Raw genomic sequence first — 15,832 nt, forward strand, 5'->3', positions numbered from 1 at the left:
GGGTGGGTATTTGTCCACCTTCGGCGTGGGTCCATGACCGTATCGCGTTACTGCCCGACCTCGTACGGTAGTGGCCGGGGCGGGGTGGACGTACCGGTTCGCCGCAGGTGCCACCAGGGTGGACGCGGAGAGGCAGGGAGGATGCGGGTGCGACTCGAACAGGGGATCGTCGCGAAGGTCACCCGGAGCGGGCAGCTTGAGCTGACCTCCGAACGGGACGGACTGCGATACCGGTTCGGGGCGACCGCCGCGGCTATGTGGATCGCGTTGCAGCAGCAGGGCGGCTCGCTGGAGCGCGCGGCCGGTGTCCTCGCCCGGCAGTGGGCGGCCGATCCGGCGGCCACCCGGCGGGACTTCGACGTCTGGTTGGCGGACATGCTCCGGGCCGGGCTGGTCCGGGTGGAGTGACCGGCCGGCCGGGGGTGACCCCTATCCGGCCCCCCTGTGCCGGGCCGGCCGCCGGCCAGCGGAGGAGGCGACCCCTGTTCCGGGAGTGGGTCAGTCGCCGGCGGTGTCGTTCACCGCGCCGACGATCAGCCGCAGCGCCGCGGCCAGTTCCTGGCCGGACGGGGCGGCCTCGGGGTCGAGCAGGCGCTGCACCGTCAGCCCGGTCATCAGCGCCAGCAGGAACGACCCGACGGCCTTGCGGGTCTCGTCGCTGACATTGTCGCCGCCGTTCTGGATGACGAAGGCGGCCAGCGCCGGGCGGGCCCGGGCGTAGCTGTCGGCGAGCTGTTCGCGCAGCACCGGCAGGTGCTCGGCCAGCGCGAACGCCTCGATCCCGGCGACCCAGAGCGGCCGGTGCGTGCCGAAGGACTCGACCAGGCCGGTCCACATCGACTCCAGCCGGTCCATCAGGTCGGGTTGGGTGCCGTCGCGCAGCACCCGGTCGATCTCGACGCCCCACTCCTCGAACGCCTGCACCAGGGCTGCGGTCAGCAGCGCTTCCTTGGACCCGAAGTGGTAGCCGATCGACGCCAGGTTCGTGTCCGACGCCGCGACGATGTCGCGGGCCGTGGTGCGGGTGTAGCCGCGTTCGTAGAGGCAGACCCTGGCCCCAGCCAGGAGGCGTTCCCGATGACCCACGGCGTCACCCTACTCGGAACCACCCCCTAATTCATCAGCCGGATATATACGTTTGTATAAATCCGGTGGTAGCTTTCGGCCATGGCTACAGCGCAGGCAAAGGCCGGCCGCCGCGAGTGGATCGGCCTCGCGGTACTCGTCATGGTGACACTGATCATCAGCATGGACATGACCGTGCTGTCGTACGCCCTGCCGTTCATCACGGCGGACCTTGAGCCGACCAGCAGCCAGCTCCTCTGGATCACGGACGTCTACGCCTTCGTGCTGGCCGGCCTGCTGATTCCGATGGGGACGCTGGGGGACCGGATCGGGCGCCGCCGGCTGCTGATGATCGGCGCGGCGGTGTTCGGTGTCGCATCCGTGGCCACGGCCCTCTCCAGCAGTCCCGGCATGCTGATCGGGACCCGGGCGGTGATGGGCGCCGCCGGCGCGACGCTCATGCCGTCGACCATGTCGTTGATCCGGAGCATGTTCCACGACGAGAACGAGCGCCGGGCCGCGATCGGGATCTGGGCGGCCGGCTTCTCCGCCGGTGGCGTCATCGGCCTGGTGGCCGGCGGGGCGTTGCTCCAGTACTTCTCCTGGGGCACGGTCTTCGAGATCAACGTGCCGATCATGCTGCTCCTGCTGATCCTCGCGCCGTTGCTGCTGCCCGAGTTCCGCAACGCCGCCGCCGGTCGACCCGACCTGCTCAGCACCGTCCTCGCCTTCGTCGCGGTGCTCCCGGTGATCTGGGGCATCAAGCAGTTCGCCGAGGACGGCCTGACCTGGCCGCCGGTGGCCGGGGTCGTCGCCGGCCTGCTCTTCCTGACCGTCTTCGTGCTGCGCCAGCGACGCCTCGACGAGCCGGTGATCGACGTGCGACTGTTCCGCGCCCCGGCGTTCAGCGCCGCGGTGGTGATGAACGTGCTCGCCAACTTCGCACTGGTCGGGTTCATGTTCTTCATCAGCCAGTACCTCCAGTTGGTGCTCGGGCTGCGTCCGCTCGCCGCCGGCCTGTGGTCGCTGCCGTCCGCCGGGGCGGCGGGCGTCGGCGCGGCGGTGCTGGCCCCGATGCTGGCCCAGCGCTTCAAGCGCGCCTACGTCGCCGCCGGCGGCCTGCTGGTGGCGACCGTCGGCTGCGTGGTCTTCACCCAGGTCGGCGACGAGTCGGGGCTGGCGTTCATCGTGGTCGGCCAGGCACTGATGGCCGGGGGCATCGCGATGGTGCTGACCCTGAGCGCCGAGCTGATCGTCTCCACCGCGCCGCCCGAGCGGGCCGGCGCCGCCGCCGGGCTCTCCGAGACCGGCAGCCAGTTCGGTGCGGCGCTCGGCGTGGCGATCCTCGGCAGCATCGGCGCGTTCGTCTACCGGCAGCAGCTCGCCGGCCCGGCGCCCGACGACGTGCCGGCGGACGTCTGGGTCGCGGCCCGGGAGACGCTCGGCGGCGCGGTCGAGATGAGCCGGACGCTCTCCACCACCCCGGCAGAGACGTTGGTGACGGTGGCCCGGGCGGCCTTCGCCGACGAACTGCGGGCCGCCGCGAGTGTCTCGGGCGTCATCCTCCTGGTGACCGCGCTGCTGGCCGCCGTGCTGCTGCGCAACGTGGGCGCGTCGGTGCCGTCGCAGGCCCCGCCCGCCGGCCTGGACGACGCCGCCGCCCCGACCGGTGCCGGGTCCGCCGACGCCGCCGCCCCGACCGGTGCCGGGTCCGCCGACGGTGCCGCCCCCGGTACCGCCGCCGCCGACGTGGGGTCGGCGTCCGTCGACCCGGCGTGGGTGTCGGCCGACGCGCCCGTCGACGGTGCCGGACCCGCCGACGCGGAGCCGGGTCCAGCGATCCGGATCGGACCGGAGCCGGCCGCCGCGCCCCGACCGGCGCACCCGGTGGCCTGACCGCAGTCCCCTGTGGTGACGGTGACGTTCCCGCCCCTCGCGGGAACGTCACCTTTTGCGTACCCGGTTTTCGCAGCTCGCCGTGGGTTCGGGCTAGGGGGCCGGTGCCCCGCTTAGGGGTTGTCGCGGTAATCCGGGCGTTCCTAGGCTCGCTGCGTCAGAGGGGGTACCGGCGCGTCGCGGGGGTGCCGCGCGGCCGGTGCCGCCCGGCCCGCCGGCAGGGAGCAATGATGGCGATCACCGTTGACGCACCGGAGCGGACCGAGCCCGTCGACCTCCACCCACGCGCGCCGTCGGTGCGCCTGGGCGGCCTCCTGGACGTCGACTCCCCGGTGGCGCCGCCCGCCGCCGCCGTCATCGAGCCGGTCGACACCCGCAACCAGCTCACCCGGGCGTCGGCCGAGACGCCACGGGGGCGCGGCCGGCACGGGAACATCCCGCTGTAGACGTCCCGCTGCGGGGCGCCCCGCAGCGCCGATCCGTAGAGGACCAGTGATGACGGCAACGCTCGAGAACGACCTCTGGGTGCGGCGGTTCCATCCCGCGCCGTCCAGCGCGATCCGGCTGGTGGCGCTGCCGCACGCCGGTGGCTCGGCCAGCTACCTGTTCCCGGTCTCCCGGGCGCTCTCGCCCGCCGTGGAGGTGCTGGCGATCCAGTACCCGGGCCGGCAGGACCGCCGGCACGAGCCCGTCCTGGACTCCGTCGCCGCCCTGGCCGACGGGGTGTTCGGGGCGCTGCGGCCGTGGCTGGACCGGCCGGTCGCGCTCTTCGGCCACAGCATGGGCGCGGTGCTCGCGTACGAGGTGGGGTTGCGCCTGCAACACCGGACGGGCCGGCCGCCGCTGCGGCTGTTCGCCTCCGGTCGCCGGGCCCCGTCCCGGGTCCGCGACGAGCGGTACGTGCACACCCGCGACGACCGGGGCGTGCTGGCCGAGCTGGCCCGGCTCAGCGGCTCGGACCCCCGGGTGCTGGGCGACCCGGAGCTGCTGCCGATGATCCTGCCGGCGGTGCGGGGGGACTACAAGGCCGTCGAGACGTACCGGGCCGACCCGGCGCACCGGCTGGACGCCCCGATCACGGTGCTCACCGGCGACGCGGATCCGATGACCACGCTGGACGAGGCGCGGGACTGGCGGCACCACACCACCGGCGAGTGCGACGTGCGGGTCTATCCCGGTGGGCACTTCTACCTCAACGACCACGCCGGCGACGTGATCCGGCTGATCGGCACCGAGCTGGAGCGGCTGGTGCCCGCCGAACCGGCCGGCTGACCCGGACAGCGACGAAGGGGGCACCGGTCGCCGGTGTCCCCTTCCCGTGCCGTCATTCGGCGATCTTCGTCCGCATGGTCCAGCGGAAGACCACCACCCGCGAGGCGTCGTCGAGGCCGTCGTGGTCGCCCGAGCGCTCGAAGTGCTCGTAGCCGCCCAGGTAGGGCACCTTGATCCGGCCGGTGCCGGCCGGGGCGCTCTGCGCCCGCGCGGTCGCCGGCAGGCCGGTCGGTCCACCCTCGAGCACCACGTCGACGTGGTCGCCGCCGCGAACGTCGCTGAATCGCCGCGCGCTGCTCACCTGTGTGAGATCGTCCACGCTCTCCTCCTCGGCTGGTGGCGGAGACGTTTCCCCGACACCGTGTTGTGCGTCACTGCCCTCGGATGGCTCCAGCCTGGCGGGACGGAAGGCCCCCGCATACCCGGAAGCGACCCCTAACTGCCCGGTCAGCGACCAGATTTCAGCGCCCGGCCAACCTGCGGTCACTTTCCGGGCAGTCGAGTCGCATTTGCGATAGCCTCCGACGATGTCGCAAGGTCGACAGGATTGCATGGAGCTCACGAATTGCATTCGTAATAGTCCTGTCTCCTCGTTGAAACTCAATTTTTGCTCAAGAGTCAATTGCCCGATTCGCTGCTTCTCGCCCGGTCGGTGGTGGTGTGACGACGTCGTCGGGGTCAGGGGGTCCGGTGTGGACTTGCTCCAATCCGTCCGGTTGGGTCCCGCCGCCGCACCTCCTTCCCTGGTCAGGGCGCTTGGTGGCGGTCGATTCGGCGGCCATCAACGCAGGTGGGAGGCGCGAAGTCGTTATTGGATCATGTAATTGCTACCGGGCGGTAATTTCTCGGTGCGCACCGACAATCCGACATAACGCCTCGCCGGCGCGTAATGTTGGTGACGAAGCATCACCACCCCACTACCCTCTTGTACGGGTGTCTATGTATGCTGTGCTCGCCGTCGAGGCGCGGGAAAGTTGTCAACAAATTGGCGACCATCATTGCAATACCCGGTTTGCGGGCTGGCCTGGTCGGTGGGCCGGGTGAGCCTCGGCGAACCGCGTGGCATCGAGACGATGGACCCGTTGGGGCAGGTCCCGGCAGTCGACAGCGCCCCGTTCGATGCGTGATCGCTGACCTGTGGGGGGAGACGGGTGGAATTCGTGGAGAGAAGCCGCGAGCTTGACATCTTGCGGGAGCTTTACTCCGGAAGCGCCAGCGGCAGGGGGCGGGTCGCGCTGATCAGCGGCCCCGGTGCCACCGGCAAGACGGAGCTGCTGCGGGCCTTCACCGACCACGTCGACGCGGCGGGCGGGTTGGTGTTGAGCGCCGCCTGCTCCCGGGCCGAGCGCCTGCTCCCGGCCGCCGTGATGGGGCAGCTCTTCAACAGCGTGCCGCTGCCGGCCGAGGTGATGCGACGCATCGGCGCGTTCCTCGACCTCGGGATCGCCACCACCGAGGGCGACGCCGACATCAGGGCCGTGCGCGGGATGTGTGTCGAACTGCTCGACATCGCCCGTGACCGGCCGCTCGTCCTGCTCGTCGACGACGTCGAGTTCGCCGACGAGACCACCCTGCAGACCCTGCTCTACCTGCAGCGCCGGCTCACCGCGGCGTCGATCCTGGTGGTGCTCACCGAGTCGCCGCAGCCGCAGCCCCTCAACCCGGCGTTCCGCGCCGAGCTCACCAGGCAGGCATGCTTCTGCAACATCCAGCTCTCGCCGCTGTCCGAGGCGGGGGTCGCCGAGGTGCTCCGCGGCTGGACCGACGAGAAGTCGGCCACCGCGCTCGCCCCGGCGTACCACCGGATCAGCGGCGGTAACCCGCTGCTGCTGCACGCGCTCGGCCAGGACCGGCGGGCCGACGGGGCGGCGGACGCCGCCCAGGTGGTGGTCGGCGACCAGTTCCGCCAGGCGGTGCTGGCCTGCCTGCGGCGCTGGGACCCGGCGATCCTGGAGATGGCCCACGGCCTGGCCCTGCTCGGCGACTTCGCCACCCCGGCGCTGCTCAGCCGGCTGCTGGACAGCAAACCGGCCCGGGTCGAGTGGGTGCTCAACGCGCTGACCACGTCCGGCCTGCTGGACGCCGGGCGCTTCCGGCACCCGGCGGCGCGCGCCGCCGTGCTGCACGACCTGGCCCCGGAGGCCCAGTCGGCGATGCACGCCCACGCGGCCGCGCTGCTGCACGCCGAGGGCGCGCCGGCCTCGGCGATCGCCGGGCACCTGATCGCGGCCGGCGGTCTCGCCGAGCCGTGGGCGATCACCGTGCTCCAGGACTCGGCGACCCACGCGCTCGCCGACGACCGCGTCGACGACGCGGTCGAATCGCTCAAGCTGGCCCACGAGATGTGCGACGACGTACCCCGGCGGGCCGCGATCACCGCGATGCTCGCCGACTGCCAGTGGCGCATCAACCCGGCCGCGGTCAGCCAGCACCTCCAGTCGCAGCGCGAGGCGCTGCGCGCCGGCCACCTCTCCGGACGGCACGCCGCCGCGTTGCTGCGCTACCAGCTCTGGCACGGCCACCGCGAGGGCGCCCAGGAGACCCTGCGGCACCTGCGCGACGCGCGGCGGCAACTGGACCCCACCACCGCCGCCGAGCTGGAGGCGTGCACGGAGTGGCTGCGGCTGCACTTCCCGGTCGCCTTCGCCGAGCTCGACGACGCCCCCACCGCTGCCGGCGGGACCGCGCCGGCGGTCACCCAGCCCCGTCCCGGCGGCGCGCTCGGGTCGGCCACCCCGTCGCTGACCACCGTCCTCACCGCCGGGGTGACCGACGAGGTGATCGCCCGCGCCGAACAGGTGCTCGGCAGCTACCTGCTGGTCGACGTCGGTCTGGAGTCGGCGCTGTGCGCGTTGCAGACGCTGGTCTACGCCGACCGGATGGACCGGGCGGTGCACTGGTGCGACGTGCTCGGCGCCGAGGCCGGCGCCCGGGGTGCCACCACCTGGCACGCCCTGCTGTCCGACGTCCGCTCGCACATCGCGCTCCGCCAGGGCGACCTGCCGCTCAGCGAGCACTTCGCCCGCGAGGCGCTGGACGCCATGTCGCCGCACAACTGGGGTGTCGCGATCGGCTCCCCACTGTCCAACATGCTGCTTGCCAAGATCGGCATGGACAAGCTCGACGAGGCCGAGGCGCTACTCAAGCACGTGATCCCGGACGCCATGCGGGACACCTGGTTCTGGCCGCTCTACCTGCGGGCCCGGGGCCACCTGCACCTGGCCGGGGGACGGGTGCACGCGGCGCTCGCCGACTTCGAGACCTGCGGGCAGTTGGCCACCCAGTGGGGCCTGGACCTGCCGACCCTGCTGCCGTGGCGGGGCGACCTGGCCCAGGTCTACCTGCGCTCCGGCCGGCCGGAGATGGCCCGGGGCATGGTCACCGAGCAGTTGGGCCGGCCAGGTGCCGGGAACGCCCGTACCAGGGGGATCTCACTGCGGCTACTCGGGTCGGCGCTGGACGTGAAGCAGCGGGTCAACACCCTGCGCCAGGCGGCCAACCTGCTCCAGGAGTCCGGCGACCGGTACCAGCTCTTCCTCGCCCTCGCCGCGCTCAGCAGCGCGCACTACGGGCGCGGGGAGTTCAACACCTCGCGGGTGGTGGCCCGCAGCGCGATGCAGCTCGCCAAGGACATCCAGGCGCAGGCGCTGTGCCGTCGGCTGCTGCCCGGCGGCGACGCGGCCGGCGGCGAGGAGGCGGACGTCCCGTCGGAGCACGAGGAGATGTCCCGGCTCAGCGACGCCGAGCAGCGGGTCGCCACCCTGGCCGCGCTCGGCCACACCAACCGGGAGATCGGCAAGAAGCTGTACATCACGGTGAGCACGGTCGAGCAGCACCTCACCCGGGTCTACCGGAAGCTGAACGTCCGGCGACGCACCGAGCTGTCGCTGGGGCTTCCGATGGACGCCACCGGGGCCGGACTGCTGGCGGTGGCGCCGAGTGGGGCCGACCGCGCCTGGCCGCAGTGGGAGTCGGCGGCGGTGCAGGCGAGCTGAGCCGGTGCGGGCGGCTCGGAAACCCGACCCGAGGGTGTGGGTCTAGGCCCACCGCTTCGGGTCATTAGCTCCATAGAGCACCGCCCGCCCGATCCATACCGTGAACATATACCCACCGCCGTCTGGCGACGTTCTTCTGCGGGGAGCATGAGGTGAACAGGAACAAGGATAGTCGGACGCCCATCAGCGGGTCCGGCGACGCGGTCCGTTTGGGGGACGTCCGCAAGACGTACGGGCGCGGTGAGAACCGGGTCGACGCGCTGCGCGGCGTCACGATGAGCTTCCCGCGGGGCAGCTTCACCGCGGTGATGGGGCCGTCGGGCTCCGGCAAGAGCACCTTCCTGCACTGCGCGGCGGGGCTCGACGTGCCCTCGTCCGGCTCGGTGATGCTGGACGGCAAGGAACTCAGCGGCATGAACGAGAACCAGCTCACCGCCCTGCGCCGTGAGCGGGTCGGCTTCATCTTCCAGGCGTTCAACCTGATGTCGGCGCTCAACGTCGAGCAGAACGTCGGCCTGCCGTTCCGGCTGGCCGGCCGCCGGCCCGACCGCTCCTCCGTGCTGGAGGTGCTGGGCCGGGTGGGGCTGGCGGAGCGGCGCAAGCACCTGCCGAGCGAGCTCTCCGGTGGCCAGCAGCAGCGGGTCGCGATCGCCCGGGCGCTCATCATGCGGCCGGCGGTCATCTTCGCCGACGAGCCGACCGGAGCGCTGGATACCCAGACCACCATCGAGGTGCTGCAACTGCTCCGCGAGACGGTGTCCAGCGGCGGTCAGACGATCATCATGGTGACCCACGACCCGGTCGCCGCGTCCGCCGCGCACCGGGTGCTGTTCCTCGCCGACGGCCAGTTCATCGGTGAGCTGGAGGCGCCGACCGCCGACGTGGTGGCCGAGCGGATGACCCACCTGACCGCGTGGCAGCAGAACCGGGCGCCGCAGTCCACCGGCGGGGGTGGCTTCTGATGACGTACCTCGCGTGGCGCACCCTGCGCTACCGCAAGCTCGCGTTCATCGCGACGTTCATCGCGGTCTTCTTCGGCGTGGCCCTGATCGTCGCCTGCGGTGGGCTGATGGAGACCGGCATCCGGTTGGCGGTCCCGCCGCAGCGGTTGGCGGCGGCCGACGTCGTGGTCAGCGGCAAGCAGACCTACGGCGTGCCCAAGAAGGACCCGCAGGACACCAAGGACATCAAGTCCGTGCCGCTGGCCGAACGGTACTGGATCGACCCGGGCCTGGTGAGCAGGATCCAGCAGGTGCCCGGGGTCGAACGGGCGATCGCCGAGTCGTCCTTCGCCGCCACCGTCGTCCGCGACGGCGCTCCGGTGATCGTCGGCACCCAGTCGCTGGGCCACGGCTGGGAGTCGGCCCAGCTCGGGCCGTACAAGCTCGACGGGCAGCCGCCCGCGCAGGCCGGCCAGGTCGTGCTGGACCGGGCGGTGGCCCGGCTGGCCGGGGTCAAGGTCGGCGACCGGGTCGACGTCGTGGTCGGCGGGGTAACCTCCTCCTTCCAGGTCAGCGGCATCGCCGCGCCGCCGGGCGAGGCGGACCAGACGGCGCTCTTCTTCTCCGGCGACGACGAGCGGCGACTCAACCCGCACACCGGCAGCGCGGACGCGATCGGCGTGCTGGCCAAGCCCGGCACCGACGTGGAGGCCCTACGCGGCAAGATCGAGCGAACCCTCGCCGACCGCAAGCTGGTCGTGCTGACCGGCGACGACCGTGGGTCAGCCGAGTTCCCCGAGGCGGTCGGCGGGCAGGCCCAGCTCATCCCGCTCTCCGGCGTGTTCGCCGGCATGACGGTCTTCGTGGCGATCTTCGTGGTCGCCAGCACCCTCGGCCTGTCGGTGCAGCAGCGGCAGAAGGAGATCGCGCTGCTGCGCTCCATCGGCGCGACGCCCCGGCAGATCCGTACGATGGTGCGGCGCGAGGCGCTGGTGGTGGCGGTCGGCGCGGCGATCCTCGGCTGCGTGCCCGGCGTGGTCCTGGGACCACTGCTCTTCCACATCGTCTCGAAGGCCGGGGTCATCTCGCCGGTGGTCGAGTTCCACCAGGGCTTCCTCGCGTACCTGATCGGCCCGGCCGTCGGGATCTTCGCCGCGCTGATGGCCGCCAACGTCGCCGGTCGGCGTCCCTCCAAGATCCGGCCCACCGCCGGTATCGCCGAGGCCGCCATCCAGCGCAAGTGGGTCAGCTGGCCCCGGGTGGTGTTCTCCATCCTCTTCTTCGGCGGCGGCTTCGCGCTCCTGCTGGTCACGGCGATCGCGATGAGGGGTGCGGTGGCCTCGGCGACCGCCGGGCCGGCGGTGATGTGCTGGGCGATCGCCATCGCGTTGATCAGCCCGGGGCTGACCCGGCTGCTGGCCGCCATGCTCAGCGTGCCGGTGCGGGCGTTCTTCGGGCTCGCCGGCTACCTCGGCACGATCAATGTGCGGACCCGCGCGGTCCGGGTGGCCTCCGCGGTCACCCCGATCATGCTGGCGGTGGCCCTGGCGCTGGCCAACTTCTACCTCCAGACCACCCAGAACGAGGCTGCCGAGCGCTACTACTCCGACAACCTCCGCGCCGACGCGGTGCTCAGCTCGACCACCGGTGGCTTCCCCGCCGGCACCGTCGAGGCGATCCGCTCCGCGCCGGGCGTCGAGGCGGCGTCCGCGTACGTCACCAGCGCCGGCTGGATCAACAAGCCGTACGACGGGTCGCACGTCGAGTCGCCGTGGCCACTCCAGGGGGTGAGCGGGGCCAGCGCCGCCAGCATCACCGGCGTGCAGACGACCGCCGGCAACCTGACCGACCTCACCGGCGACACGGTGGCGTTGCCCGAGGTCGCCGGGAAGAATCTCAACGTCGGCGTCGGCGACCAGATCACCCTGCGGCTCGGTGACCGGTCGGCGGTGGACCTGCGGGTGGTCGCGCTCTACCCGGCGAAGGAGGGGTACGAGACGATCCTGCTCCCCGCCGAACTGCTCGCCGCCCACAGCACCACCGGGCTGGCCCGGCAGATCCTGGTCACCGCCGCCCCCGGCACCGACCGGGACGCGCTCACGGCCAGCCTGCGGGAGAAGACCGGCGGCCAGCCGGGCACCCTGATCGAGGGGCACGACGCGATCACCACGTTCGCCGAGCGGACCAAGACCCTGGCGTGGGTCAACTACCTGCTCGTCGCGCTGGTCGCCGGCTACACCATGATCTCGGTGGCGAACACCCTGATCGTGGCCACCGCCGGTCGCCGCCGGGAGTTGGGCATGCAGCGGCTCATCGGCGCCACCCGGCAACAGGCCCTCCAGATGCTCGGCATCGAGGCCGGCATGATCGCCATCATCGGGATCATCCTCGGGACCATCGCCTCCATCGTCACCCTGATGCCGTTCAGCATCGTGGTGCTGGGACGGCCCGTCCCCTCCGGGTCGCTCTGGATCTACCTGTCCGTGGTGGCCGGTGCGGCGGTGCTCACCTTCGCCGCCACGTTGCTGCCGGGACGCCGGGTGATGCTCTCCCGGCCGGCGGAGGCCGCCGTCGCCGTCGAGTAGCACGGTAGGCACCAGAAGCGCCCCCCGGCGATCGACCGGGGGCGCTTCTCTGCGTGCTGTTGGTGTCGCGGGTGGCAAGGGCGACCAGGCCGTTGTGGGCGGGCGTCAGGAGACGTCGGCGCGGGTGCCGTTGAGGTACGCCAGTACGGCCAGCACCCGTCGGTTGCTGTCGTCCGCCGGCACCAGGTCGAGTTTGGTGAAGATGCTGGTGGTGTACTTGGCGACCGCACCCTGGCTGACGATGAGGCGCTGGGCGATGGCGGTGTTGGAACACCCCTCGGCCATCAGCTTCAACACCTCCCGCTCGCGCGGGGTCAGCGTGGACAGTGGTTCCCGGCGGGACCGGCCGGCCAGTAGCTGCGAGATCACCTGCGGGTCCATCGCCGTGCCCCCGCCGGCGACCCGCCGGATGGCGTCGACAAACTGGTCGCTGTTGAGCACCCGGTCCTTGAGCAGGTAGCCGATGCCGCCGCTGGCGTCGGCAAGCAGCTCCTTGGCGTAGAGCTGCTCGACGTGCTGGGAGAGCACCAGGATCGGCAGCCCCGGGCAACGGCGGCGTGCCTCCAGGGCGGCCTGTAGGCCCTCGTCGGTGAACGTCGGCGGCAGCCGCACGTCGACCACCGCCACCTCGGGGCTCAGGGTCACCAGCGCGTCGAGCAGGGCCGGGCCATTGTCGACCGCGGCGACGATCTCGAAATCGTACGATTCGAGGAGCTGGACCATTCCCTGCCTCAGGAGGAAGAGGTCCTCGGCGAGTACAACGCGCACGGCAGCTCCAGGATCGCGACGGTCGGCCCACCTTCGGGACTGCTGAGGACGAGCGTCCCGTCGAAAGTAGCACAACGCCGCTCGATACCCCGGAGACCGGTGCCATTCGACGCGTCCGCACCGCCCCGGCCGTTGTCGATGACGACCGCCCGCAGCGAACCCTCCTCATGGCGCATGTCGATGCTCGCCCGGTCGGCATTGGCGTGCTTGGCGACATTGTTCAACAGCTCGGAGATGGCGAAGTAGACGGCGGATTCCGCCGGGGCGGCGAGCCGCCCCGGCACGTCGGCGGTGACGTCGACCTCCATCGGGCTCTCCAGTGCGATGGCCCGGATGGCGTCCTCCAAGCCCCGTTCGGCGAGCACCGGCGGGTGGATGCCCCGGATCAGGCAGCGGAGTTCCTCCAGCGCGGTGGCGGTCGCGTTGCGCGCGTCGACCAGCAGGGTCTCCGCGACGTCCGGATTGGTACGCAACTGGCGGGTTGCCGCACCGAGCTTCATCCCGATCGCGACCAGCCGGGCCTGCGCGCCGTCGTGCAGGTCGCGTTCGATCCGGCGCAGCTCGGTGGCCTGGATGTTGATGACGTCCGACCGGGTCTCGGACAGGTGCCGCATCCGCGAGGCGATCACCGCGCGCTCGCTCGGCCCCAGCAGCGCCTTGGCGAAGAGCGCGTGACCGGCCACCATGTGCGGGGTGGCGGCCAGCCAGATCCCGAACACCGCCAGGCTCACCAGCGCCCCGAGCACCGCGTGCGGCCAGGTGTCCATCGCGGTGAAGCCGTACCAGAAGTCCACTCCCGACTCGCGCATCAGCATCCAGAAGCCGGCGGAGAGCACCAGCCCCTCCACCGAGTAGATCAGCAGGGTGGCCGGCAGTAGCCCGAGTGCGAACCCGACCACCACGTTGAGCAGCAGGAACAGCAGGTCACGCCAGGTTGCCGGGTCGGTCAGGATGGACCGGCAGCGCTGCACCCAGCCGACCACCCCCGGCTCCAGCGAAGGCCCGGGCAGGTAGGGCGTCCCGATCGGGACGCCGGCCTGGCCGGCCAGCTCCCGGCACAACCCGGTCAGCCGGCGGACCAGCGGCGTGATCAGTGGCAGCAGCAGTACGCCGATGCCGAGCAGGATGAACGCCGTGGCGAGCGTGGTGGCGACGAAGAGGACCAGGCTGAGCGCGGCGGTGGCGACGAGCACGACGCCCCGTCCGGTGGCGTGAAGGGCTCGCGACAGCGTCTGCCCCAGGACCCGAGTGGCGATGGCAGCGTCCATGTTCTCCGGCTCTCCCGGTCACGGCAGATTGATGGTGGTGCCCGCGCTCAGTGGCGTGTCGTAGACCACGAGCTGGCGGAGTTCGGTGCCGACCGGCGTGTCGTAGACCAGCGACCCGCTGACCGTCGCGCCGGGCTTGATGCTCTTCGTCAAGCGCTGTGTGTCCGGATAGTAGAGCAGTGAACGGCTGTCCGGTGTGTAGCCGCGCCCGCCGGCGTCGACCAGCCGTTGGCTGAGCGGCCAGACAATGGCGCTCTTGGATCCCTTGTTGGCCACCTCGACGTCGACCATGCAGAAGACGCCGTCCGCCTGCTGGGTCAGCGGCCAGAAGCCGATTTCCCGCGTCCCGCAGTGCACCCCCCGCACGGTGAACTCCAGCGACCCGTCCCGCCCGCTCGCCGTGCCGGTCGACGGGCTCGACGCGGGGGAGGGGCTGGGCGACGGGCTGGGTGCCACGCTGGTCGGCGCGGACCGGCCCGGGTCGGCGGTCGTCGCGTCCCGGTCGTCGGCCTGGCGCAGCGCGACGACGGCCAGCACGGTGGCGGCGGCCACCGCCACCACCCCGGTCGCCACCGCGGGCCAGGACGGCGGCGACCGGCGGGCCGGTCCCGGGGCGACCAGCGTGGCCGGGTGGCCGACGGCGGGGTACCACCGGGTGGCGTCGTCGAGCTGCTCGGTGGTCGCCGTCACCGGCTCCATCGCCGACCGGATGCTCGCCGTGTCGGCGCTGCCCACCAGGACCAGCATCGCCTCCCGGGCGGTGGGCCGCTCCCGGGGGTCGGCGTGCAGCGCCCGGGCGACCACCGCCGCCAGCCCGGCGGGCAGCCCGCTCAGGTCGGGAGCGCCGGCCGGGCGTACCCGGGGGTCGACCGGCAGCCGGCCGGTCGCGGCCCAGCCGACGAGGATGCCCCAGGAGTAGACGTCGGCGGGCTGCGCCGGTGGGAACCCGGCCAGCCGTTCGGGGGCCAGCCAGCCCGGCGTGCCGTACGACGGGCCGGTGGTCGGGTCGAGCGCCTCGATCAGGCTCGCCAGCCCGAAGTCGATGACCTTCGGCCCGAACGGTGACAGCAGCACGTTGCGCGGGGTCAGGTCGCCGTGGGCCAGCCCGGCGGCGTGGATCGCGGTGAGCCCGGCGGCCACGCCGACCGCGAGCGCCTCGGCCTGTGGGCCGGAGAGCGAGCCGTGCCGGGCCACGTGCTCGTGCAGGGACAGCCCGGTCACGTACTCGGTGACGAGGTAGGGGATCGGGCCCTGCGGATCGGCGTCGAGCACCCGGGCGGTGCAGAAGTCGGCCACCCGGCCGGCGGCGGCGACCTCCCGGGCGAACCGTCGCCGGAACTCCGGCCGGGACCGGAGTTCGTCGTGGACCACCTTGACGGCGACCCGGCCCCCGCCCGGCGCCTCGGCCAGGAAGACCACTCCCATGCCGCCCGAGCCGAGCAGGCGACGCAGCAGGTAGGGCCCGACGCGTGCCGGATCGCCGGGGCGGAGCGGTGACCCCGGTTCGATCGCTGCGCCGCTGGTCAGCTCGCCCATGTATACAAGTGTCCCATGTTCGGGCGCGGCGCGGACCCCTCGGCGGTCCCTTGCGGACCCACGGTGACGGCGGCCCGGCGACGGGGTTTCCGGTAGGGGATCGCTAAGGGTTGGCGCGGTCCGGGGCGCGACCTAGCGTGTGGTCGCACGCGCTTTCGCCGGCGGTCGATGCAGTCGGCGGCACCGTCGTCATGCGACGGGGCCGCCGACCACCGGGATGGGGGCCTCCGGTCCGCGCCGTGGGTGGGACCGGTGCCGCCAGGGGGCCGGCCCGTCGCGCCGGGTGCCGGACCGTCGTGGTGCGGTGCCGCGCCGAGAGAGAGGGACGTGACCGCACATGACCTCAGCAGCACGGCACGGTGGTGGCGGCGCGACGGACGCCGGTGGGCCCGGGGCGACCCGGGTGCGTCGACTGGACCGGGTGGTGATCCGGTTTGCTGGTGATTCGGGCGATGGTATGCAGTTGACCGGTGATCGGTTCACGTCGGAGACGGCGCAGTTGGGTA

The 15,832-nt window shown here is 72.1% G+C and carries 12 protein-coding genes; 7 read left to right on the forward strand and 5 right to left on the reverse strand.

Annotated elements, in window-relative coordinates; all coding sequences use genetic code 11:
* Positions 1-141: 141 nt before the first annotated feature.
* Positions 142-408, forward strand: a complete 267-nt coding sequence (locus tag ACIQG9_RS28025) for a PqqD family peptide modification chaperone (RefSeq protein WP_400408050.1) — start codon at positions 142-144, stop codon at positions 406-408.
* Between the two features lie 90 nt (positions 409-498).
* Here ACIQG9_RS28025 and ACIQG9_RS28030 read toward each other — a convergent pair whose 3' ends face one another.
* Entirely contained in the window at positions 499-1,086 is a 588-nt protein-coding gene (locus ACIQG9_RS28030; RefSeq protein ID WP_400408052.1) for a TetR/AcrR family transcriptional regulator, read from the reverse strand.
* Between the two features lie 81 nt (positions 1,087-1,167).
* Between ACIQG9_RS28030 and ACIQG9_RS28035 the strand changes: the two genes are divergently transcribed.
* The 3 genes from ACIQG9_RS28035 (at position 1,168) to ACIQG9_RS28045 (ending at position 4,233) form a co-directional block, all read left to right on the forward strand.
* Positions 1,168-2,961, forward strand: coding sequence for an MFS transporter (locus ACIQG9_RS28035; RefSeq protein ID WP_400408054.1), 1,794 nt, complete (start codon positions 1,168-1,170; stop codon positions 2,959-2,961).
* A gap of 230 nt (positions 2,962-3,191) precedes the next feature.
* Complete coding sequence (locus ACIQG9_RS28040) at positions 3,192-3,407, forward strand: hypothetical protein (RefSeq protein WP_400408056.1); 216 nt, start codon at positions 3,192-3,194, stop codon at positions 3,405-3,407.
* A gap of 49 nt (positions 3,408-3,456) precedes the next feature.
* A complete protein-coding gene (locus ACIQG9_RS28045; RefSeq protein ID WP_400408058.1) occupies positions 3,457-4,233 on the forward strand; it encodes a thioesterase II family protein in 777 nt (258 codons plus the stop codon).
* Between the two features lie 52 nt (positions 4,234-4,285).
* Here ACIQG9_RS28045 and ACIQG9_RS28050 read toward each other — a convergent pair whose 3' ends face one another.
* The gene (locus ACIQG9_RS28050) at positions 4,286-4,552 is read right to left on the reverse strand and encodes a DUF5988 family protein (protein WP_400408059.1); all 267 of its coding nucleotides are present in this window, start codon (positions 4,550-4,552) and stop codon (positions 4,286-4,288) included.
* A gap of 832 nt (positions 4,553-5,384) precedes the next feature.
* Here ACIQG9_RS28050 and ACIQG9_RS28055 point away from each other — a divergent pair.
* The 3 genes from ACIQG9_RS28055 to ACIQG9_RS28065 all read left to right on the forward strand — a co-directional run bounded on the left by ACIQG9_RS28055 (position 5,385) and on the right by ACIQG9_RS28065 (position 11,754).
* Positions 5,385-8,228: an AAA family ATPase gene (locus tag ACIQG9_RS28055; RefSeq protein WP_400408061.1), complete on the forward strand. Its 2,844-nt coding sequence runs from the start codon at positions 5,385-5,387 to the stop codon at positions 8,226-8,228.
* A 152-nt stretch (positions 8,229-8,380) separates the two neighbouring features.
* Positions 8,381-9,190 (forward strand): ABC transporter ATP-binding protein, encoded by an 810-nt coding sequence (locus ACIQG9_RS28060; RefSeq protein ID WP_400408062.1) that lies wholly within the window; start codon positions 8,381-8,383, stop codon positions 9,188-9,190.
* Positions 9,190-11,754 (forward strand): FtsX-like permease family protein, encoded by a 2,565-nt coding sequence (locus ACIQG9_RS28065; protein WP_400408064.1) that lies wholly within the window; start codon positions 9,190-9,192, stop codon positions 11,752-11,754. The genes ACIQG9_RS28060 and ACIQG9_RS28065 overlap by 1 nt, the downstream gene beginning before the upstream one ends.
* Before the next feature lie 105 nt (positions 11,755-11,859).
* Here ACIQG9_RS28065 and ACIQG9_RS28070 read toward each other — a convergent pair whose 3' ends face one another.
* The 3 genes from ACIQG9_RS28070 to ACIQG9_RS28080 are packed head-to-tail and all read right to left on the reverse strand — an operon-like array spanning position 11,860 to position 15,326.
* Positions 11,860-12,522: a response regulator gene (locus ACIQG9_RS28070; RefSeq protein ID WP_400408066.1), complete on the reverse strand. Its 663-nt coding sequence runs from the start codon at positions 12,520-12,522 to the stop codon at positions 11,860-11,862.
* On the reverse strand, positions 12,486-13,790 hold the full coding sequence (locus tag ACIQG9_RS28075) for a sensor histidine kinase (protein ID WP_400408068.1): 1,305 nt from the start codon (positions 13,788-13,790) through the stop codon (positions 12,486-12,488). The genes ACIQG9_RS28070 and ACIQG9_RS28075 overlap by 37 nt, the downstream gene beginning before the upstream one ends.
* A gap of 18 nt (positions 13,791-13,808) precedes the next feature.
* A complete protein-coding gene (locus ACIQG9_RS28080; protein WP_400408069.1) occupies positions 13,809-15,326 on the reverse strand; it encodes a serine/threonine-protein kinase in 1,518 nt (505 codons plus the stop codon).
* Positions 15,327-15,832 lie beyond the last annotated feature (506 nt).

Origin of the sequence: Micromonospora sp. NPDC092111 (genome assembly GCF_044755745.1) — a bacterium.
Classification (GTDB): Bacteria; Actinomycetota; Actinomycetes; order Mycobacteriales; family Micromonosporaceae; genus Micromonospora.

Coding starts and splice junctions, on each gene's coding strand:
- ACIQG9_RS28025 (WP_400408050.1), top strand. CDS start 142: ATGCGGGTGCGACTCGAACAGGGGATCGTCGCGAAGGTCACCCGGAGC.
- ACIQG9_RS28035 (WP_400408054.1), top strand. CDS start 1,168: ATGGCTACAGCGCAGGCAAAGGCCGGCCGCCGCGAGTGGATCGGCCTC.
- ACIQG9_RS28040 (WP_400408056.1), top strand. CDS start 3,192: ATGGCGATCACCGTTGACGCACCGGAGCGGACCGAGCCCGTCGACCTC.
- ACIQG9_RS28045 (WP_400408058.1), top strand. CDS start 3,457: ATGACGGCAACGCTCGAGAACGACCTCTGGGTGCGGCGGTTCCATCCC.
- ACIQG9_RS28065 (WP_400408064.1), top strand. CDS start 9,190: ATGACGTACCTCGCGTGGCGCACCCTGCGCTACCGCAAGCTCGCGTTC.
- ACIQG9_RS28075 (WP_400408068.1), bottom strand. CDS start 13,790: ATGGACGCTGCCATCGCCACTCGGGTCCTGGGGCAGACGCTGTCGCGA.
- ACIQG9_RS28080 (WP_400408069.1), bottom strand. CDS start 15,326: ATGGGCGAGCTGACCAGCGGCGCAGCGATCGAACCGGGGTCACCGCTC.